Source organism: Kitasatospora sp. SUK 42 (assembly GCF_015776785.2).
GTDB lineage: Bacteria > Actinomycetota > Actinomycetes > Streptomycetales > Streptomycetaceae > Kitasatospora.
This window is the reverse complement of record NZ_LFMD02000003.1, coordinates 847,191-864,750: the sequence shown is the minus strand read 5'-3', so window position 1 is coordinate 864,750 and position 17,560 is coordinate 847,191. Positions and strand designations below refer to the sequence as shown.

Annotated in this window: 17 protein-coding genes, 3 tRNA genes and 1 pseudogene; 9 read left to right on the top strand and 12 right to left on the bottom strand. The window is 72.8% G+C overall.

Annotation, left to right across the window (positions count from 1 at the left end; all coding sequences use genetic code 11):
• From RZ50_RS13575 to RZ50_RS13560, 4 genes are all read right to left on the bottom strand, one after another.
• Positions 1-419, bottom strand: a 419-nt coding sequence (locus tag RZ50_RS13575; protein ID WP_217680529.1) for a helix-turn-helix transcriptional regulator, incomplete at its 3' end; no start/stop codon positions are given.
• A gap of 400 nt (positions 420-819) precedes the next feature.
• Entirely contained in the window at positions 820-2,223 is a 1,404-nt protein-coding gene (locus RZ50_RS13570; protein ID WP_196951038.1) for a glutamate decarboxylase, read from the bottom strand.
• Between the two features lie 142 nt (positions 2,224-2,365).
• Complete coding sequence (locus tag RZ50_RS13565) at positions 2,366-3,814, bottom strand: FGGY family carbohydrate kinase (protein WP_196951039.1); 1,449 nt, start codon at positions 3,812-3,814, stop codon at positions 2,366-2,368.
• A gap of 115 nt (positions 3,815-3,929) precedes the next feature.
• Positions 3,930-4,235: a hypothetical protein gene (locus RZ50_RS13560; RefSeq protein ID WP_308271623.1), complete on the bottom strand. Its 306-nt coding sequence runs from the start codon at positions 4,233-4,235 to the stop codon at positions 3,930-3,932.
• 231 nt (positions 4,236-4,466) lie between these two features.
• Between RZ50_RS13560 and RZ50_RS13555 the strand changes: the two genes are divergently transcribed.
• Positions 4,467-4,539 (top strand) — tRNA-Asn (locus RZ50_RS13555).
• Between the two features lie 62 nt (positions 4,540-4,601).
• Positions 4,602-4,674 (top strand) — tRNA-Asn (locus RZ50_RS13550).
• A gap of 122 nt (positions 4,675-4,796) precedes the next feature.
• On the opposite strand, the gene RZ50_RS13545 is transcribed toward RZ50_RS13550, so the two are convergent.
• Together RZ50_RS13545 and RZ50_RS13540 are read right to left on the bottom strand one after the other, a co-directional pair.
• A complete protein-coding gene (locus tag RZ50_RS13545) occupies positions 4,797-5,543 on the bottom strand; it encodes a serine protease (protein ID WP_196951040.1) in 747 nt (248 codons plus the stop codon).
• A 118-nt stretch (positions 5,544-5,661) separates the two neighbouring features.
• Positions 5,662-6,504, bottom strand: coding sequence for a serine protease (locus RZ50_RS13540; protein WP_196951041.1), 843 nt, complete (start codon positions 6,502-6,504; stop codon positions 5,662-5,664).
• A 189-nt stretch (positions 6,505-6,693) separates the two neighbouring features.
• Between RZ50_RS13540 and RZ50_RS13535 the strand changes: the two genes are divergently transcribed.
• The 5 genes from RZ50_RS13535 to RZ50_RS13515 all read left to right on the top strand — a co-directional run bounded on the left by RZ50_RS13535 (position 6,694) and on the right by RZ50_RS13515 (position 10,176).
• Positions 6,694-6,767, top strand: a tRNA-Ile gene (locus RZ50_RS13535).
• 491 nt (positions 6,768-7,258) lie between these two features.
• Positions 7,259-8,206: an SPFH domain-containing protein gene (locus RZ50_RS13530; RefSeq protein WP_196951042.1), complete on the top strand. Its 948-nt coding sequence runs from the start codon at positions 7,259-7,261 to the stop codon at positions 8,204-8,206.
• 9 nt (positions 8,207-8,215) lie between these two features.
• Positions 8,216-8,443: a hypothetical protein gene (locus tag RZ50_RS13525; RefSeq protein WP_196951043.1), complete on the top strand. Its 228-nt coding sequence runs from the start codon at positions 8,216-8,218 to the stop codon at positions 8,441-8,443.
• A 40-nt stretch (positions 8,444-8,483) separates the two neighbouring features.
• Positions 8,484-9,152, top strand: coding sequence for a GPP34 family phosphoprotein (locus RZ50_RS13520; protein ID WP_196951044.1), 669 nt, complete (start codon positions 8,484-8,486; stop codon positions 9,150-9,152).
• Positions 9,153-9,264: 112 nt separating this feature from the next.
• Positions 9,265-10,176: a 1-aminocyclopropane-1-carboxylate deaminase/D-cysteine desulfhydrase gene (locus RZ50_RS13515; protein WP_196951045.1), complete on the top strand. Its 912-nt coding sequence runs from the start codon at positions 9,265-9,267 to the stop codon at positions 10,174-10,176.
• Between the two features lie 9 nt (positions 10,177-10,185).
• Here the strand turns inward: RZ50_RS13515 and RZ50_RS13510 are convergent, their stop codons facing one another.
• Both RZ50_RS13510 and RZ50_RS13505 read right to left on the bottom strand, forming a co-directional pair.
• The gene (locus RZ50_RS13510) at positions 10,186-11,694 is read right to left on the bottom strand and encodes an LCP family protein (RefSeq protein WP_196951046.1); all 1,509 of its coding nucleotides are present in this window, start codon (positions 11,692-11,694) and stop codon (positions 10,186-10,188) included.
• Between the two features lie 119 nt (positions 11,695-11,813).
• Positions 11,814-12,278, bottom strand: coding sequence for a MarR family winged helix-turn-helix transcriptional regulator (locus RZ50_RS13505; protein WP_196951047.1), 465 nt, complete (start codon positions 12,276-12,278; stop codon positions 11,814-11,816).
• Between the two features lie 120 nt (positions 12,279-12,398).
• On the opposite strand from RZ50_RS13505, the pseudogene RZ50_RS13500 reads away from it, so the two are divergent.
• Together RZ50_RS13500 and RZ50_RS13495 are read left to right on the top strand one after the other, a co-directional pair.
• A pseudogene (locus tag RZ50_RS13500) lies at positions 12,399-12,799 on the top strand (zinc-binding dehydrogenase); the annotation flags it as partial.
• 353 nt (positions 12,800-13,152) lie between these two features.
• Positions 13,153-13,647, top strand: a complete 495-nt coding sequence (locus tag RZ50_RS13495) for a DUF3145 domain-containing protein (protein ID WP_196951048.1) — start codon at positions 13,153-13,155, stop codon at positions 13,645-13,647.
• A gap of 90 nt (positions 13,648-13,737) precedes the next feature.
• Here the strand turns inward: RZ50_RS13495 and fabF are convergent, their stop codons facing one another.
• The 4 genes from fabF to RZ50_RS13475 all read right to left on the bottom strand — a co-directional run bounded on the left by fabF (position 13,738) and on the right by RZ50_RS13475 (position 17,485).
• Complete coding sequence (gene fabF / locus RZ50_RS13490) at positions 13,738-15,003, bottom strand: beta-ketoacyl-ACP synthase II (RefSeq protein ID WP_196951049.1); 1,266 nt, start codon at positions 15,001-15,003, stop codon at positions 13,738-13,740.
• Between the two features lie 180 nt (positions 15,004-15,183).
• Positions 15,184-15,426 carry an acyl carrier protein gene (locus tag RZ50_RS13485; RefSeq protein ID WP_196951050.1) on the bottom strand — a complete coding sequence of 81 codons (243 nt, stop codon included), beginning with the start codon at positions 15,424-15,426 and terminating at the stop codon, positions 15,184-15,186.
• Positions 15,427-15,506: 80 nt separating this feature from the next.
• Positions 15,507-16,538 (bottom strand): beta-ketoacyl-ACP synthase III, encoded by a 1,032-nt coding sequence (locus RZ50_RS13480; RefSeq protein ID WP_196951051.1) that lies wholly within the window; start codon positions 16,536-16,538, stop codon positions 15,507-15,509.
• A complete protein-coding gene (locus tag RZ50_RS13475) occupies positions 16,535-17,485 on the bottom strand; it encodes an ACP S-malonyltransferase (RefSeq protein WP_196951052.1) in 951 nt (316 codons plus the stop codon). Before RZ50_RS13475 ends, RZ50_RS13480 begins: the two co-directional genes overlap by 4 nt.
• Positions 17,486-17,560 lie beyond the last annotated feature (75 nt).

Below are 17,560 nucleotides of genomic sequence, written 5' to 3'. Positions count from 1 at the left end.
GCCCCGGCGGCCCCGGCGGCCTCCTCGGCCACCGGCACGCCCGGCCCGGCGTCCTCGACCGGCACGCTCCCGCCGGGTTCCCCGGTCGGTGCCCCGCCCGGCGTTCCGTCCGACGGCTGGGCCGGCGTTCCGTCCGGCGTCCCGTCCGACGACTCGGCCGGCTCCACCGTCTCCCGCCACAGCCGCCGCAGCTCCGCCGCGTCGCAGTCCACCGCCCCGACCAGCGCCTCCAGCGCCTGCTCGGTGACCACCCGCTTGCCGTTCAGCCAGCGCTCCCAGGAGGCCCGGCTGTAGTGCGTCCGCGCGGCCAGCTCGGACAGCGAGAGCCCGGCGGCGTCCTTGACGGCCCGGAGTTCCTCCGCCAGGAGGCGGGCGGGTTCGGACAGCTCCGCGGGCAGTTCCTTCCAGGCGGATGCCAAGGCGGCCCTCCAAGGTCGCGAGATGGGACACGGGACACGGGGGACGGGGCAGGAGGAGCGTGCCCGGCCCTGGCCGTTCGGTGTCCCGCCTTCTCCAACCTGATCGGCCTGGCGTCTCAAACCCCAGGTCAGGGCGTTGAGACGGACGGAAGTGTCTCACAACCCCCTGGGACGCTCGAACAGTCGTGGGTCCGTCGTGCAGAGTTCTCTGGCCGGTGCGTTTCACCGCCCGGTCGCTTCGTTCGGGCCCGGCCGACCGGCCGTCCTCGGCCCGACGCCGCGTCCCGGACCCCCACCGGTCGGGGCAGCCTCGCGGGGGGAGGCTGCCCCGGCTGTCCGGGGCATCCGGCGGGAGGGCGCTTCACTGCGCCCTCCCGCCGTGAACCCCCCTCCGGGCCGCTCAGTGGTGGAAGCCGGACCGGACCGGGATGCCGAGCTCCTTGAGCGGGACGGGCTGGCTGTGGAGCTCCGGCAGCAGCCGGGTGAGGTCGGCCAGCAGCAGGTCGGCGAGGTCCCGGGAGAAGCCGTTGCGGCAGACCACCCGGAGCACCGAGAGGTCCTCCCGGTCCGCCGGGAAGGTGTACGCGGGCACCTGCCAGCCGCGCTCGCGCAGCCGCCGGGAGACGTCGAACACGTCGAAGGGCACGCCCTCCGTGGTGGTGAAGGCGAACACCGGGACCTGGTCGCCGCGGGTCAGCAGCCGGAAGCAGCCCAGCTTCTCGATCTCCCCGGCCAGGTAGGTGGCGACCTCCCGGCTGGCGCCCTGCACCGCCCGGAAGCCCTCCCGGCCGAGCCGCAGGAGGACGTAGTACTGGGCGGCCACCTGCGCGCCGGGCCGGGAGAAGTTGAGCGCGAAGGTCGGCATCTCGCCGCCCAGGTAGTTCACCCGGAAGACCAGTTCCTCGGGCAGCGCCTCCTTGTCCCGCCACAGCGCCCAGCCGACGCCCGGGTAGACCAGCCCGTACTTGTGGCCCGAGGTGTTGATCGAGGCCACCCGGGGCAGCCGGAAGTCCCAGACCAGCTCGGGGTCGAGGAAGGGCGCCACCATGCCGCCGGAGGCGGCGTCCACGTGCACCGGGACGTCCAGTCCGGTGCGCTTCTGGAGGGCGTCCAGGGCCGCGCAGATCTCCGCGATCGGCTCGTACGAGCCGTCGAAGGTGGAGCCGAGGACGCCGACCACGCCGATGGTGTTCTCGTCGCACAGCGCGGCGGCCTGCTCGGGGCCGAGGTGGTAGCGCTCGCCCTCCATGGGCACGGTGCGCGCCTCGATCTCCCAGAAGGTGCAGAACTTCTCCCAGCACACCTGCACGTTGACGCCCATCACCAGGTTGGGCCGGGCCCCGGCCGCGTAGCGTTCGGCGTTGCGGTGCATCCAGCGGCGCTTGAGCGCCATGCCGGCCAGCATGCAGGCCTCGCTGGAGCCGGTGGTGGAGCAGCCGATGGTGTCGTCCGGGGCGGGGGCGTGCCAGAGGTCGGCGAGGATCGACACGCAGCGGCGTTCCAGTTCGGCGGTCTGCGGGTACTCGTCCTTGTCGATCATGTTCTTGTCGAGGCACTCGGTCATCAGCCGGGTGGCCTGGGCCTCCATCGAGGTGGTGACGAAGGTCGCCAGGTTGAGCTTGGCGCTGCCGTCCAGCATCAGCTCGTCGTGGATCAGCTGGTACGCGGTGTCGGCCGCGACCGGCCCCTCGCCGAGCCGGTGTATCGGCGGGGCGAGTTCCATCGCGCCGAGCGGGTCGGTGATGCCCAGGATCGGGTTGATGCTCAGCCGGCGGTTGCCGCCGGCCCCCTTGTGCAACGCCATGGGGTCGTGCCGTCCTTCGCCTCGGTGTCCGTGTCCCGCACCACGCTGCCACCGGGCGCGGGGTGACGCATCTTCACCGACGGACTCCAGCCAACGCCGCCTCCGGCGGATCCCCACCGATGCCGTCCCCGGCGGGGCGGACTCAGGCCTCCTGGCCCCGGGGCGTGGCCTCCGGATGGATCTGGTCGCGGGCCGCGCGGTACTGCTGACGCACCGCCGAACCGATCGCCAGATCCTGCTCGCCCTCGGGCTCCACGGTCTCGGCCTCCGGCAGCTCCCACTCCGGCGGCTCCGGGGTCTCGGCCAGCGCCCAGGCGGCCTGCCGGGCGGCGCCGCGGGCGGCGTGGGCTCCCGGCGGGGGCACCACGACCGGGACGCCGAACAGCATCGGGGCGATGTGCCGCACGGCGGGCAGCCGTCCGGCCGCGCCGAGCAGGAACACCCGCTTGATCTCGACGCCCTGGGCGCGCAGCACGTCCAGCGCGTCGGCGATGTTGCACAGCATGCCCTCGACGGCGGCCCGGGCCAGGTGCTGAGGGGTCATCGCCTCGGCCCGAAGGCCGGTCAGGGTGCCGGCCGCGTGCGGCAGGGCGGGGGTGCGCTCGCCGTCCAGGTAGGGCAGCAGCACCAGGCCGTACGCGCCGGGGGTGGAGTGCAGGGCGAGGTCGCTCAGCCCGTCCAGGTCCCGGCCGAGCATCGCCGCGGTGGAGCGCAGCACCTGGGCGGCGTTCAGGGTGGCGACCATCGGCAGGTGGCGGCCGCTGGCGTCGGCGAAGGAGGAGACCAGGCCGGAGGCGTCGACCACGGCCTGCTCGTGCACCGCGAAGATCGTCCCGGCGCTGCCGAGCGAGACCACCGCGTCGCCCGGGCCGAGGCCCAGGCCGAGCGCGGCGGCCATGTTGTCGCCGGTTCCGGCCGAGATCAGCAGGCCCTCCGGGGTGTGCCCGGCGGGTTCGGCGGGGGGCAGCACCTCGGGCAGTCTGAGCTCGTGGCCGAGCGCCAGCTCGACCAGGTCCTGCCGGTACTCGCCGGTGATCGGGGACCAGTAGCCGGTGCCGGAGGCGTCGCCCCGGTCGGTGGTGCGGCGCTTGGGGTGGCCGAGCAGCTGCGCGACCAGCCAGTCGTGCGGCAGCAGTACCTCGGCGATCCGGCGGGCGTTGGCGGGCTCGAACTCGGCCAGCCAGCGCAGCTTGGCGATGGTGTACGTCGGGGCGGGCACCGCGCCGATCGCGGCGGTCCAGGCGGCGGGGCCGCCGAGGGCGTCCAGCAGCTTGGCGGCGGCGCCGCTGGAGCGCGGGTCGTTCCACAGGATCGCGGGCCGCACCAGGACCCCGCCCGCGTCCAGGCCGATCATGCCGTGCTGCTGGGCGCTGACGCCGATCGCCCGGACGCCCTCCAGCAGGCCGCCGGCCGCGGCGTCGCCGAGCGAGTGCAGCCAGACCTGCGGGTCGGCCTCGCCCGCTCGGAGCTCCTGGTCCTCGGGGACGGGGTGCGGAGCGGAGCCGGATCGCAGGACGGCGCCGGTGTCGGCGTCGCACGCGACGATCCGGGTGCGGTTGGTCGAGCTGTCTATCCCCGCGACGATGGCCATGCCGAGATCATGCCTCAGCCCGGCCCGGGACGCGTCCGGGCCGGGTGAGCCGTTGCAGCTTCGGGACCCCTGGTTGGGATCCCCTTTGCCTGGTCCGACCGGTTCGACCGCCCCGTCACGGGCGGAAGGTGCCCCAGCCGTCGTCCTCCGCCCGGGGGCGGTTGAAGTACGGCACCCGGTCGGTGAGCGCGTTCGGCAGCCGGTCCCCGACCTTGTCCGCGACGGCGCCCGCGGCCTTCCCGGCCACCGCGCCGGCCTGCTGCCGTGCCCGGTCGGCCGCGCCCTGCACCGTGGGGTTCTGGGCGATCTGCCGGGTGACCTTGGCGATCTGTTCGTAGCGCTGGCGCCCGGCTCGCGAGCCCAGGACGTAGCCGGCCGCGAACCCCACGGCCAACGACAGCTTCCACATGATCGGTTCCACCCTCTCCTGCGGCCTTCTGCCGCCTTGCCCTACCCGTTGGCCGGGACGGCGAACCGTCCCTGTGCCCCAGCATCCCCGGGCGCCGTCGTGGGCGCGCGCGGGGCGCGCCGGGACGGCGGTCCGGGGCCGGTCCGCGAAAGCGATTGGCGGACCACCCCCCCGAGTGCGCTAATGTATGTCCCGCAGCGAGCGCCGAGGAGCCCGGTAAACGGGAGCCGAAGCGGAAGCCGATCCCCCATAGCTCAATTGGCAGAGCAGCCGACTGTTAATCGGCAGGTTATTGGTTCGAGTCCAATTGGGGGAGCTCAGGAGAGGGCTCTTGATGAGCCCGCGTCCTGTGCGTGGTACGGAAGTTGAGTGCCGCGATCCCGCATAGCTCAATTGGCAGAGCAGCCGACTGTTAATCGGCAGGTTATTGGTTCGAGTCCAATTGCGGGAGCTGCGCCGGGTCCGCCCGGTGACTGCTCAGAGCGAGGGCCCCTCGGATGACCGGGGGGCCTTCGTGTTGCCCGCGCCGGTGTCGCGTCCGTCACCCCGCTGGGGCCGCGGGCGCGCTCCGGGTCAGGTGGTCGCCGTCCGGTAGAGGTCGGCGACCCGCTGGCCGAAGGAGACGCTGTACGAGGTGCCGGGGGTGTTCCCGCCCTCCTGGTAGCCGCCGATCACGCCGACCACCGCGCCGTCCCCGGTCACCCACGGGCTGCCGCTGGTGCCGTCGGTGTAGCCGCCGCAGTCGAAGCGCTCCTGGGTGGAGCTCTGCGAGCGGGTCCGGACCGAGCAGGTGATCGGCTCGTCGCTCTCGTTGGGGTAGCCGGTCACCGAAACCGCCAGCCCGACGCCCTGGCCGGTGCCGATCGGATTGCCGCCGACCGTCTCCTCGACCTGCCGGCCGTCGACCGGTCGGACCGTGACGAAGGCCACGTCGTAGTCCGGGTCGTCGTCCTCCGCCCAGCGCGGGTCCACGGTGATCGACTGCACCTGCCAGGTCCCGTACGGGGAGTAGCCGTTGCGGTAGCCGGGGGTGAACACCAGGCCGTCCAGCAGGCCGACCCGCTGGTTCTGCACGCAGTGCGCGGCGGTGACCAGCAGATTGCGCCCGGGGCTGTGCACCACGCTCGCGGTGCAGGCCCGGGGGCCCTGCGCGGTGTGGATGGACAGGGTGCCGATCCGGTCGCGGGCCGGCGAGGGCTGGGCGACCTCCGCGGTCGGCGCCGTGCCCTGCCCGCCGCACGCGGTGCCGGTGGCCAGCAGCAGGGCGGTCAGCGCGGCGGCTCCGGCCGCGCGCGCGGGCGGCACCGGGCGGGGGGCCATCGGGGCTCCGTCTCGTTCCTCGGGGCGGGCACCGGGGCCGTGCGTTCCGCCGTTCGTGAGGAAGATCTACCAGGCCGCGCCCGGCGGCGCCACCTCCGCTCCGGGATCGGGCGCGCGCTCAGCCGGTGGCCCGGTCGTAGAGCGCCTGGACCCGGTCGCCGAAGTAGCTGCTGTACGAGGTGTCCGGGCTGTTGCCGCCCTCCTGGTAGCCGCCGATCACGCCGACCACGCTGCCGGTCCTGGTGGTGGGGTCGAAGTCGGTCACCCAGGGGCTGCCGCTGGTGCCGCCGGTGTAGTCGGGGCAGTCGATCCGCAGCTGGGTGGAGCTCTGCGCGGTGGTGGTGTTGGAGCAGGTGATCGGGACGTCGCTGCTGCCGGGGTAGCCGGTGATCCGCACCGGGAGCCGGTAGCCGCGGTTGACGCCCAGTCGGTTGGCGCCGAGCACCTGCTGCACCTGCTGCCCGTTCTGCGCCTGGACGACGGCGAAGGCGACGTCCATGTCCGGGTCGGCGTGGTCCTTCCAGCCGTCGTCCACGGTGACGGCCAGCAGCGGCCAGACGCCGCTGGGGGTGTCGCCGTTGCGGTAGCCGGGGACGAAGACCAGGTCGCTGCGCTGGCCGATCTTCGGGTCCCAGACGCAGTGGGCGGCGGTGACGACGAGGTTGAGCCCGGCGCTGTCGACCACGCTGGCGGTGCAGAAGTGGTCGCCGTCCGCGTTGCGGGTGAACACCGCGCCGACCAGGCCGTTGAGCACGGTGGGCTTGGCGGTGCGGGTGATCCCGGTGTGCTTGCCGACGGCGCCGCGGAACCGCTGCCTGTCCCAGCCGTGGGCGTTCGCCGGGGGTGGTGCGGAGGTGACCGTCAGGGTGCCGCCGCCCGGCCTCGCCGAGGTGGTGCAGGCCGCCGTCACGAGCACCAGGAGCAGCGCCCCGACGGCCGCCGCCGTCCCACGCGTCGTCATCCGTCCAGGCTGCCCTCTCGGGGCCCCTCGGCGCCAGCCGGGCTGCTCCACCGGGAGGGGTGTGTACCGTCGCGCACTCGGGAGAGCCCCCGGCGCGCACCACGGGTGATCGACCGGCTATGCTGCCCGAAGGCGGCCTCGCGGGGCCGTCTGTTGCTGCCGTGGCCGACGACCGGCGCGCGGCGAACCGGGGCGGTAGCTCAGCCGGTTAGAGCAGGGGACTCATAATCCCTTGGTCGTGGGTTCGAGTCCCACCCGCCCCACCTCGAACAACCCGCAGGATGTCAGCGGGAAAGCTGCTCTGACCAGGTGAAACGCACCGGGGTTCCGATCGGAACTGTAGAGCATCGGGTGCCCCGATGGGCTGTTGCCACGCTGAGATTCACCCGCCAGTGGACATCGAGTCGTCATGGCGCGGGTGAGCAGATCCTCATCTCTTCCCAACAGGCGCACGCACGTGGGGCCGCCACCGAACCTTCGGTGGCGGCCCCACGTGCTTCTCCTCGGCCGGCTCGGCCGAGGTCGAGCGGACGGATGGTCACGCCGCCGGAGCCGTAGTGCAGGAGGGAGACCGCGAGGCGCGGCTGCTTGGTGTGCGCGGTCAGCTTCTTCACGTCCGCGACCATGTCCTGGGCGCCCGTCGGATCGCCCGTCGCACCGGGGCCCATTGTTCTGGAGCTGGTGTCGCATGGCAAAAAAGTGATATCACTTTGACAGCTGAAGCAGACACTCGAACCATGGGGGAGTCGGTCTCATGACCACATCGCGTTTCGCCGTCGAGGACGGCCCTGCCATCGACCTGCCGGTCCCCGGGACCACCGAGCGGGCCATCACCGGCGCCGCCGGGCTGCCGGTGCTCGGAGGCGCTCTGCTCGGACTGCTCGCCGGGCTCGCCGGCCTCGTCGGCGGCGGCGTCCAGCTGGGCGCGGGGAACAAGGGCCTGGGCGTCGCTCTGGTGGTCGCGGGGCCGCTGGTGATCCTGGTCTCGCTGGTGGTGCTGTGCGGGCTGACGGTGGTGTCGCCCGGCGAGGCCAGGGTGGTGCAGCTGCTCGGCCGCTACCGGGGCACCATCCGGACCGCCGGCATGACCTGGGTGAACCCGTTCACCAGCCGCCGCCGGATCTCCACCAGGATCCGCAACCACGAGACCGAGACCAACAAGGTCAACGACGCCGACGGCAACCCGATCGAGATGGCCGCCGTGGTGGTCTGGCAGGTCGAGGACACCGCGATGGCCGTGTTCGAGGTGGACGACTACACCGACTTCGTCGCCATCCAGACCGAGACCGCGGTGCGGCACATCGCCAGCAGCTACCCTTACGACGCCCACCGCGAGGGGCAGTTGTCGCTGCGCGACGGCGCGGAGGAGATCGCCCGCAAGCTCTCCGCCGAGATCGCCGCCCGGGTGGCGTCGGCCGGGGTGCGGGTGATCGAGTCCCGGATCACCAGGCTCGCCTACGCTCCCGAGGTCGCCCAGGTGATGCTCCAGCGCCAGCAGGCCGGGGCCGTGGTGGCCGCGCGGCGACTGATCGTCGAGGGCGCCGTCGGCATGGTCGAGGAGGCGCTGGACCGGCTCGCCGAGCGGGATGTGGTGGAGTTGGACGAGGAGCGCAAGGCCGCCATGGTGAGCAACCTCCTGGTGGTGCTCTGCGGAGACCGGGGCACCCAGCCCGTCGTGAACACGGGCTCCCTCTACCAGTAAGGCGCGGAGTTGGCGACGGAACGGAAGAAGATCCTGTTGCGACTGGACCCTTCAGTTCACGACGCACTGGCCAGATGGGCCGGGGACGAACTGCGCAGCACCAACGCCCAGATCGAGTTCCTGCTCCGCCGCGCCCTCACCGACGCCGGCCGGATGCCCGGCGGCGCCGCCCGACTTCCCCGGCGCGGCCGTCCGCCCAAGGAGAGCCCGGACAGCGGACGTTCCGACCAGGACTGACCGCGACGGCCGGGCACCCACAGATCTACCGGAGACCGAGATGGACCTGCCCGTCAACCTTCCCGAGAAGCTGTACCTGCTCGCCTACGACCCGCGGCGCGAGCGGACCACCCAGCACTCCTCGCTCAACCTGCTGCTGCAGGCGGCGTCGCTGACCGAACTGCTGCGCCGGGGACTGGTGCGCGAGGACGGCCGGACGCCCGTCGCCCGGGTCCGCGGCGCCGAGGCCTCGGCGGGCCTGGACCCGTACAGCGCCCGGCTGTTGGACCAGATCCGGGAGAAGCGGCCGCACGGCTGGAGCTGGTGGGTCGGCCACGCCAGGAGCACCGGACGGGACCAGCCGATCCGGGTGGTCCGGGACGGTCTGGCGGAGGCCGGCTGGATCGGCCTCCGCCCGCACCGGGTGGCCGGACTGTTCCCGGTCACCCTGGTCACCCTGAAGGAGCCGCGGGTGCGCGAGGCGCTGGCGGAGTCCGTCGCCGCCTCGCTGAAGAGCCCGCTCAGCCGGGTGGACCCGGCCGACGCGGCGCTCACGGCCCTGGTCGCCGCCGGCCGGCTGCGCGCGGCGCTGAGCCCCAGGCACACCAGGGAGTACCGCGGTCGGATCGCGAAGCTGGCCCCGGCGGCCGGCCCCGTCCCGAAGGCGCTCCGGATGGCGCTGGCCTGGCGGATGGCGAACCACACGGCGGAGGTCGCGGCCGTGGGGTGACGGGCCGCCCACGGGGGAGGGGACGGCCCGTACGGGGGGAGCCCGGTCGCCGAGGGGGTGGCCGGGCTCCCCTGCGTTCCGGGGCCCGTCCCGTGGGCCCTACGCTGGTCGGGTGCTCGAACCCGCTCTGCTGCCGACCCCGCTGGTGGACTGTACCGACGGGGTGTTCGCCCGGGCCGGGGTGGAGCTGCGGCTCAAGCGGGACGACCTGCTGCACCCGACCGTCCCCGGCAACAAGTGGCGCAAGCTCGCGCCCAACCTGGCCGCCGCCGTCGAGCGGGGCCACACCCGGCTGCTGACCTTCGGCGGTGCCTACTCGACCCATCTGCGGGCGGTCGCGGCCGCGGCCGATGCGCTCGGGCTGGAGAGCGTCGGGCTGGTGCGCGGCGAGGAGTTGGCCGACCGGCCGCGCAACTGGTCGCTGCGGGCCGCCGAACGGGCCGGGATGCGGCTGGAGTTCCTCACCCGGTCCGCCTACCGGGAGGCCACCGGCCGGGCCGCGGGGGAGTACGGCCCGGACGGACTGCAGCGCCGCTGGGGCCCCTGCCTGGTGCTCCCGGAGGGCGGCTCCAACGCCCTGGCGGCGACCGGCGCGGCCGCGATCGCGGCCGAACTGCCAGACCTGGACGGGCGTGACGTGGTCTGCTGCCCGGTCGGCACCGGCGGCACCCTGGCCGGCATCGCGGCGGGCCTGCCGCCGGGCGCGCGGGCGCTCGGGGTGGCGGTGCTGCGCGGCGGCGAGGGCTACCTGGAGGCGGAGGTCGCCCGGCTGCACCGGGCCGCGTACGGGCGCGAGTTCGACAACTGGTGGATCGACCACGCGCACCACGGCGGCGGCTACGGCCGGGTGCCGGCCGAACTGGCCGCCTTCGCAGGGGAGTTCGAGCGCCGTCACGGCATCCCGGTGGAGCTCCGCTATGTCGCCAAGCTGCTCGCCGCGCTGGCCGACCTGGCCGGGGCGGGCGCCTTCCCGCGCGGCACCCGCCTGACGGCCGTGGTCACCGGCCTGCCGGACCCGGAGTAGGGCCTCGGCTCAGGACCCGAAGGTCAGGTCGGCGCACGGGTCGGTGTCGGCGCCCCGGGTGTTCTCCGCTATGCCGGTCGGGATGCCGCTCGGCTGGGTGCCGGGCGTTCCGGGGGTGCCGGGGGTGCCCGACGGGCCGGTCACCGGGCTCGGCTGGGTGTCGGCCGGCTGGTAGTCCGGGCCGAGGGTGACGGTGACCGCCCCCGAGCCGGGCTCCTCGACCGTACGGGCCCCGGGGAAGAGTGCCGCCACCTGGTCGGCGGCGGCCTTCAGCGCCGGGTCGTACGCGACCTCGGTGTGCTGCCTGCCGGGGCTGTTGGCGCCGAGCACGACGTTCTGGAAGCCGCGCGCCTTGAGCGCCTCGGCGCCGGAGCCGGCCAGGCCGGAGGTGCCGACCCCGTTGACCACGGTGATCGGGACGGCCGCCTGCTCGGGGGTGAGCGGCGCCTCGGTGACGGGGGTCGCGGTGGGGGAGGGCGAGGCGGTGGCCGCGCCGGTGCCGGTGGTGCCCTTCCCGTCCAGGGTGCGGTCCTCGCGCAGCAGCTTCCACAGGGTGTCGGCGTCCGGCTGGACCAGCCGCACCCGCTCCCCGGCGAAGCGCCAGGGGGCGGTCACGAAGGTGACGTCGGAGAGCTTGATGTCCTGCACCGAGCGGGCGAAGTCCACCAGCTTCATCGCGGTGCCGAGCCCCTCGTCCACGGTCAGCGACCTGGTGGCGGCGTCGGCCAGCGGCAGCAGGGTGGGCAGGGAGAAGCCCTGGCTCTGCACCTTCTTGATCATCGAGGAGAGGAAGGCCTGCTGACGCTTCATCCGGCCTATGTCGGAGTTGTCTCCGATGCCGTGGCGGATTCTCAGGTAGTCCACGGCGGACTGCCCGGAGAGCTTCTGCATCCCCTTCTTCAGGTGGATGCCGTACTCGTTGACGTCGTTGGGCACGCAGGCGTCCACGCCGCCGATGGCGTCGGCCATCGCCGCGGCGCCCTTGAAGTCGACCACGACGGTGTGGTCGATCCGCAGCCCGGTGATCGCCTCCACGGTGTTCTGGGTGCAGGCCGGGTTGCCCTTGGGGGAGCCGCCCACGCTGAAGGCCGAGTTGAACATCTGGTCGGTCCTGGGCCTGGTCCAGGTGCCGTCCGGCAGCTTGCAGGACGGGATGGTGACCAGGGTGTCGCGGGGGATCGAGACGCCGACGGCGTGCTTGTGGTCGGCGTAGACGTGCACCAGGATCGCGGTGTCCGAGTTGCCCGGGCCCTCGTCGCCGCCGCCCAGCGCGTTGTTGCCGTCGTCCCGGGTGTCCGAGCCCAGCAGCAGGATGTTGACCGGAACCTGGGCGCCGGGCGAGGCCGGGACGGGCGCCGGCGGGCGCTCGGTGGCGACGCCGCCCGCGTCGAAGGTGGTGATGTTGTTGTCCAGCCGGTGGTAGAACCAGGCTCCGGCACCCACGACCGACAGCACCAGAACGGCGGCCAGGCCGATGGCGGTCCGCAGGTAGCGGCGACGGCGCGTGCTGCTGCCCATCCTCCGTGCCCCCCGTCTTCAGGTCTCTCGCGTTCGATGTTCGAACGTTAGACGTTCCGGAAGGCTGTTCGGTTACCCCCTGGAGGCGGGGGAATCCGGGCGTGGAGCTGTGATGCTGCTCACGCCCCGGGTCCGGAGGCGCCGGCGAGCATCCGGCGGAGCAGGTCGCGCAGCACGGTCCGCTCCTCCGGGCCGAGCGAGGCGAGCGGTTCGCGGGCGAAGTTGAGCGACTCGCGCAGTTCCTCGGAGGCGGCCGAGCCGGTGCCGGTGGCGGCGACGAGCTTGACCCGGCGGTCGTGCCGGTCGGCCTCGCGGGTCACGAAGCCGCGGGCCTCCAGCCGGTCGACGATGCCGGTGATGTTGGAGGGCTCGCAGCTGAGCGTCTGGGCGATCTGGCGCATCGGCAGCGGGCCGCGCCGCAGCAGGGCGAGCACCTTGGCCTGGGCGCCGGTGAGCGAGCGGGCGGCGGCGGCCTCCTCGTACTCGCGGTGGAAGAGCGCGACCAGGTTGGCCATCAGGTCGACGACCTCGCGGGTGATCTCGTCGGGCTGCGGCATGGCGGCCTGGGCGGGCTGAGTGTCCATGGCTCAGAGTCTACCTGAAAAGTTGACAAGATGAACCTTTCATGTCCATCGTTACTTCAGTTACTAAACCTTTCACCTGTCGCCACCCTTCCGAACCCTTTCGAACCCTCTGGGGAGCGCCCGGTCGCCGAGCAGCTCGCGAAGGTCGCCCCGGAGGGCATCGACCTCTACTTCGACAACGTCGGCGGCGACCACCTGGAGGCCGCGATCAGCGCGCTCGGTGTGCACGGTCGCGCGGTGCTCTGCGGCGCGATCGCCCAGTACAACGAGACCTCCGCGCCGCCGCCCCGCGCAACCTCGCCCTGGCGATCGGCAAGCGGCTGCGCCTGGAGGGCATGCTGGTGCGCGACCACGCCGCGCTGCAGCCGCAGTTCGTCGCCGAGGTGGCCGACTGGTTGAAGTCCGGTGAACTGCGCACCGAGGAGACGGTGGTGGACGGCTTCGAGAACACGGCCCAGGCCTTCCTCGACGTGCTGCGCGGCGTCAACACCGGCAAGATGGTCGTCCGCCTGGACGCCTGACGCTTCGTCACGACACTGCCGACCACCCCGCCACCCCACCGGGTGTGCGGGGCGGTTCGCGTGCACGGCGCAGGGGGTCGGGTCGCACTACCGTATTCCGGCCGGATCCGAAAGTGCGTCATCCATCCCGAGGGACAGCGCGGTACGGTGGTCCCGCCCGGCGATGGGGCCGTTCGGGGGAGAGATCCGGCCGAGGGGTAGACCTCGTTGAGGATTCGACTAGCATTGAGCGAAAGCCTGTCCGTTTTGCTCAATTTAGTAGCTTAATGTCGACTAACGTGGGTAACTGTGGATCAACTGCAGGCACGAGGCAGCTGGGGAAGGCGACCCTCGTCCACAGCCTGGAGGTCCCGGTGACGACACGTGGAGTTCTCTACATCCACTCCGCGCCCCGCGCGCTGTGCCCGCACGTCGAGTGGGCCGTCGCGGGGGTGCTCGGTGTACGGGTGAGCCTGGACTGGGTCCGCCAGCCGGCCGCACCCGGCAATTGGCGTGCCGAACTCTCCTGGTCGGGAGAGCCCGGCACGGCTTCGAAGCTCGCCTCCGCGCTGCGCGGCTGGCAGCTGATGCGGTACGAGGTGACCAGCGAGCCCTGCGCGACGACGGAGGGGGAGCGGTACAGCAGCACGCCCTCGCTCGGCATCTTCCACGCCGTCACGGGCATCCACGGCGACATCCTGATCCCCGAGGACCGGCTGCGCGCCGTGCTGCTGCGGGCCCGCAACGAGGGCGCCGACCTGGAGGCCGAGATCGCCCGGCTGCTGGGCAAGCCCTGGGACGACGAGCTGGAGCCGTTCCGCTACGCGGGCGAAGGGGCGCCGGTGCGCTGGCTGCACCAGGTGGTCTGAGCCCGCGGCGGTACGGCCGACGGCATGTGGACCGGTACGACGAAGGGCCGGCGCTCGCGGAGAGCGCCGGCCCTTCGTCGTACGGCGGGGTCAGCGGGTGCGGAAGGCCAGCACCACGTTGTGGCCGCCGAAGCCGAACGAGTTGTTCAGCGCGGCGATCCGGCCCTCGGGCAGGGCGCGGGCCTCGTCGCGGACGATGTCCGCGTCGATGTCGTCGTCCAGGTTCTCGACGTTGATGGTCGGCGGGGCGAGCCGGTGGTGCAGGGCCAGCACGGTGGCGACGGTCTCGATGCCGCCGGCGCCGCCCAGCAGGTGGCCGGTCATCGACTTGGTGGCCGAGACGGCGATGTGGTCCAGGTCGTCGCCCAGCTCCTTGCGCAGCGCCTTCAGCTCGGCGGTGTCACCCTGCGGGGTCGAGGTGGCGTGCGCGTTGACGTGCACGATCTCGGCCTTGTCCAGGGTGTTGCGCTCGAACAGGTCGGCCAGCGCGCGGGCCACACCGGCGCCGGTCGGCTCCGGCTGGGCGATGTGGTGGGCGTCCGAGGACAGGCCCTGGCCCACGGCCTCGCAGTAGATCCGGGCGGCGCGGGCCTCGGCGTGCTCCAGCGACTCCAGCACGACCACGCCGGCGCCCTCGCCCAGCACGAAGCCGTCGCGGGCCTTGTCGTACGGGCGCGAGGCGCGCTCGGGCTCGTCGTTGTTCTTGGACATCGCCATCATGTTGGCGAACGCGGCGATCGGCAGCGGGTGGACCGCCGCCTCGGTGCCGCCGGCCACCACGACGTCGGCGCGGCCGCTGCGGATCATCTCGATCGCGTAGCCGATCGCCTCGGCGCCGGAGGCACAGGCGGAGACGGGCGTGTGCACGCCGGCGCGGGCGCCGACCTCCAGACCGACGTTGGCCGCCGGGGAGTTGGGCATCAGCATCGGGACGGTGTGCGGGGAGACCTTGCGGGCCCCCTTCTCGCGCAGCACGTCGTACTGGTCGAGCAGGGTGGTCACGCCGCCGATGCCGGAGGCGATGACGGCGCCCAGGCGCTCGGGGGCGAGCTTGGAGGACTCGTCGGTGGCCGGGGTCTCGAAACCGGCGTCGGCCCAGGCCTCGCGGGCGGCGATCAGCGCGAACTGGGCGGAGCGGTCCAGCTTGCGGGCCAGCGGGCGGGGCAGGATCTCGCCCGGCTCGACCGCGGTGCGCGCGGCGATCCGGACCGGCAGCTCCTGGGCCCACTCCTCGGTCAGGGCCGCCACTCCGGAGCGCCCGGCGACCAGGTTCTCCCAGGTGGTGGCGGCGTCGCCGCCCAGCGGCGTGAAGGCGCCGATACCCGTGACGACCACGGTACGGTTTTCAGCGGTCACTGGTTTCTCTTCTTTCACGTTGTGCGGGGTCGGCGGCGAGCCGGGGATGGGCCCGGCCGGGCGCCCGGTGGGGCGTCCCGGCCGGCGGGTCGGCCTGGCTCGGGGAGCCGGGCCGACGGGTCAGCCGTCCATGGCGTTCCTGACGCCGGACGGACTGTGCGACTCGAACGGGCCGGTCGCTCAGGCGTGGGCGAGGATGTAGTCCACCGCGTCGCCGACGGTCTTCAGGTTCTTGACCTCGTCGTCCGGGATCTTGACGTCGAAGCGCTCCTCGGCGGCCACGACGACCTCGACCATGGACAGCGAGTCGACGTCCAGGTCGTCGGTGAAGGACTTGTCGATCTGGACGTCCTCGGTCGGGATGCCGGCGATCTCGTTGACGATCTCGGCGAGACCTTCCAGGACCTCGTCCTTGGTAGCCATACTGGCTGCTCCTCTTCGGTGTTGAACGTGTCCGACCGGCGGCCGAACACACGCTTGTGGATGGTTGGGGCGAAACGCGCCTAAGGGAGCGTAACGACTGCCGCGGCGTACACGAGACCCGCCCCGAACCCGATGATCAGCGCCAGGTCGCCACTGTGGGCCTCGCCGCTCTCCAGCATGCGCTCCATCGCCAGCGGGATGGAGGCCGCGGAGGTGTTGCCGGTCTCGGCGATGTCCCGGGCGACGGGCACCGACTCCGGCAGCTTGAGGGCCTTGATCATGGCGTCGGTGATCCGCATGTTGGCCTGGTGCGGGATGAAGGCGCCGAGCTGGTCGGCGGTGACCCCGGCGGCGTCCAGCGCCTGCTGGGCCACCTTGGCCATCTCCCAGACCGCCCAGCGGAAGACCGGCTGGCCGTCCATCCGCAGGGCCGGCCACTTGGCCTCCTCGCCCGCGCCGTTGATCGCGTCGGGCTTGGCGAAGGCGGTGTCCCAGGCCTCGGTCTGGGTGATCAGGTCGGCCTGCGAGCCGTCCGAGCCCCAGACCAGCTTGCCGATGCCGGGGATGTCGGAGGGACCGACGATCGCGGCGCCGGCGCCGTCGCCGAAGATGAACGCGGTCGAACGGTCCGACCGGTCGGTCAGGTCGCTGAGCCGCTCGACGCCGATCACCAGCACGTACTCGGCGTTGCCGCCGCGGATCATGCCGTCGGCCAGGCCCAGGCCGTAGCCGAAGCCGGCGCAGGCGGCCGAGATGTCGAAGGCCGGGGCGGTTCCGCAGCCGAGCCGCTCGGCGATCTCGGTGGCGATCGCGGGGGTCTGCTTGAAGTGCGAGACCGTCGAGACGATCACGCCGCCGATCTGGTCGGGGGAGATCCCGGCCTGCGCGATGGCCTTGCCGGCGGCCTGCACCGACATCTCGGAGACGCTCTCCTCCGGGCCGGCCCAGCGGCGCTCGGTGATTCCGCTGCGGGTGCGGATCCACTCGTCCGAGGAGTCGATCCACTCCAGGACCTCGGAGTTGGGGATGACCCGGACCGGTCGGTAGCCGCCGACACCGTGGATGCGCGAGAACTGCGGGCCGGTGGAGGGACGGATCTGGGGCTTGGTCATGCCTGGTTCTCCTGCTCCTGACCGCCGTGCTCCGCGATCAGCTCGCGGGCCTTGTCCAGATCGGCGGGGGTCTTGAGGGCGAGCGTGGCCACACCCTTGAGGTTGCGCTTGAGCAGCCCGGTGAGGGTGCCCGCGGGGGACAGCTCGATCACGGCGGTCGCGCCCAGCTGCCCGAGGGTCTCCATGCAGAGGTCCCAGCGGACCGGGTTGGAGACCTGCGACACCAGGCGCGCGAGCACCTCGGCGCCCGAGTCCACGACCTCGCCGTCCTTGTTGGAGACGTAGCGGACCTGCGGATCGGCCACCGTCAGGGTCGGGGCCAGCCTGGCCAGCCGCTCGACGCCCGGGGCCATGTGTTCGGTGTGGAACGCGCCGGCCACCTTGAGGGCGATCAGCTTGGAGCCGGTCGGCGGGTCCGCCTTCAGCGCCTCCAGCTGGGCCAGCGTGCCGGCGGCGACGATCTGGCCGCCACCGTTGTTGTTGGCCGCGGTCAGGCCGTGCTCGGCCAGCTTCGCCGCGACGACCTCGGGGTCGCCGCCGAGCACGGCGGTCATGCCGGTCTCGGTGACGGCGGCGGCCTCGGCCATGGCCCGGCCGCGCTCGCGGACGAAGGCCAGCGCGTCGTGGGCGCTGAGCACCCCGGCGCCGGCGGCGGCGGTGATCTCGCCGACGCTGTGGCCCGCGACGGCGCCGACCAGCTTGCGGGCGACGTCCTCGTCCGGGAACAGTTCACGGGCGGTGACCAGGCCGGCCGCGACCAGCAGCGGCTGGGCGACGGCGGTGTCCTTGATCTCCTCGGCGGACGCCTCGGTGCCGGCGTGCACCAGGTCGAGCCCGGCGACCTCCGACCAGCCGCGCAGGCGGTCAGCGACACCGTCGAGCTCCAGCCAGGGGCTGAGGAAACCGGGGGACTGGGCACCCTGTCCAGGGGCGACGATTACGAGCACGGTTCAACCCTCTCTCGCCAGGCGCCCAGGGGCGGGTAGGCGACGGTAACGAAGAAAACCATCCGGGATTGTATG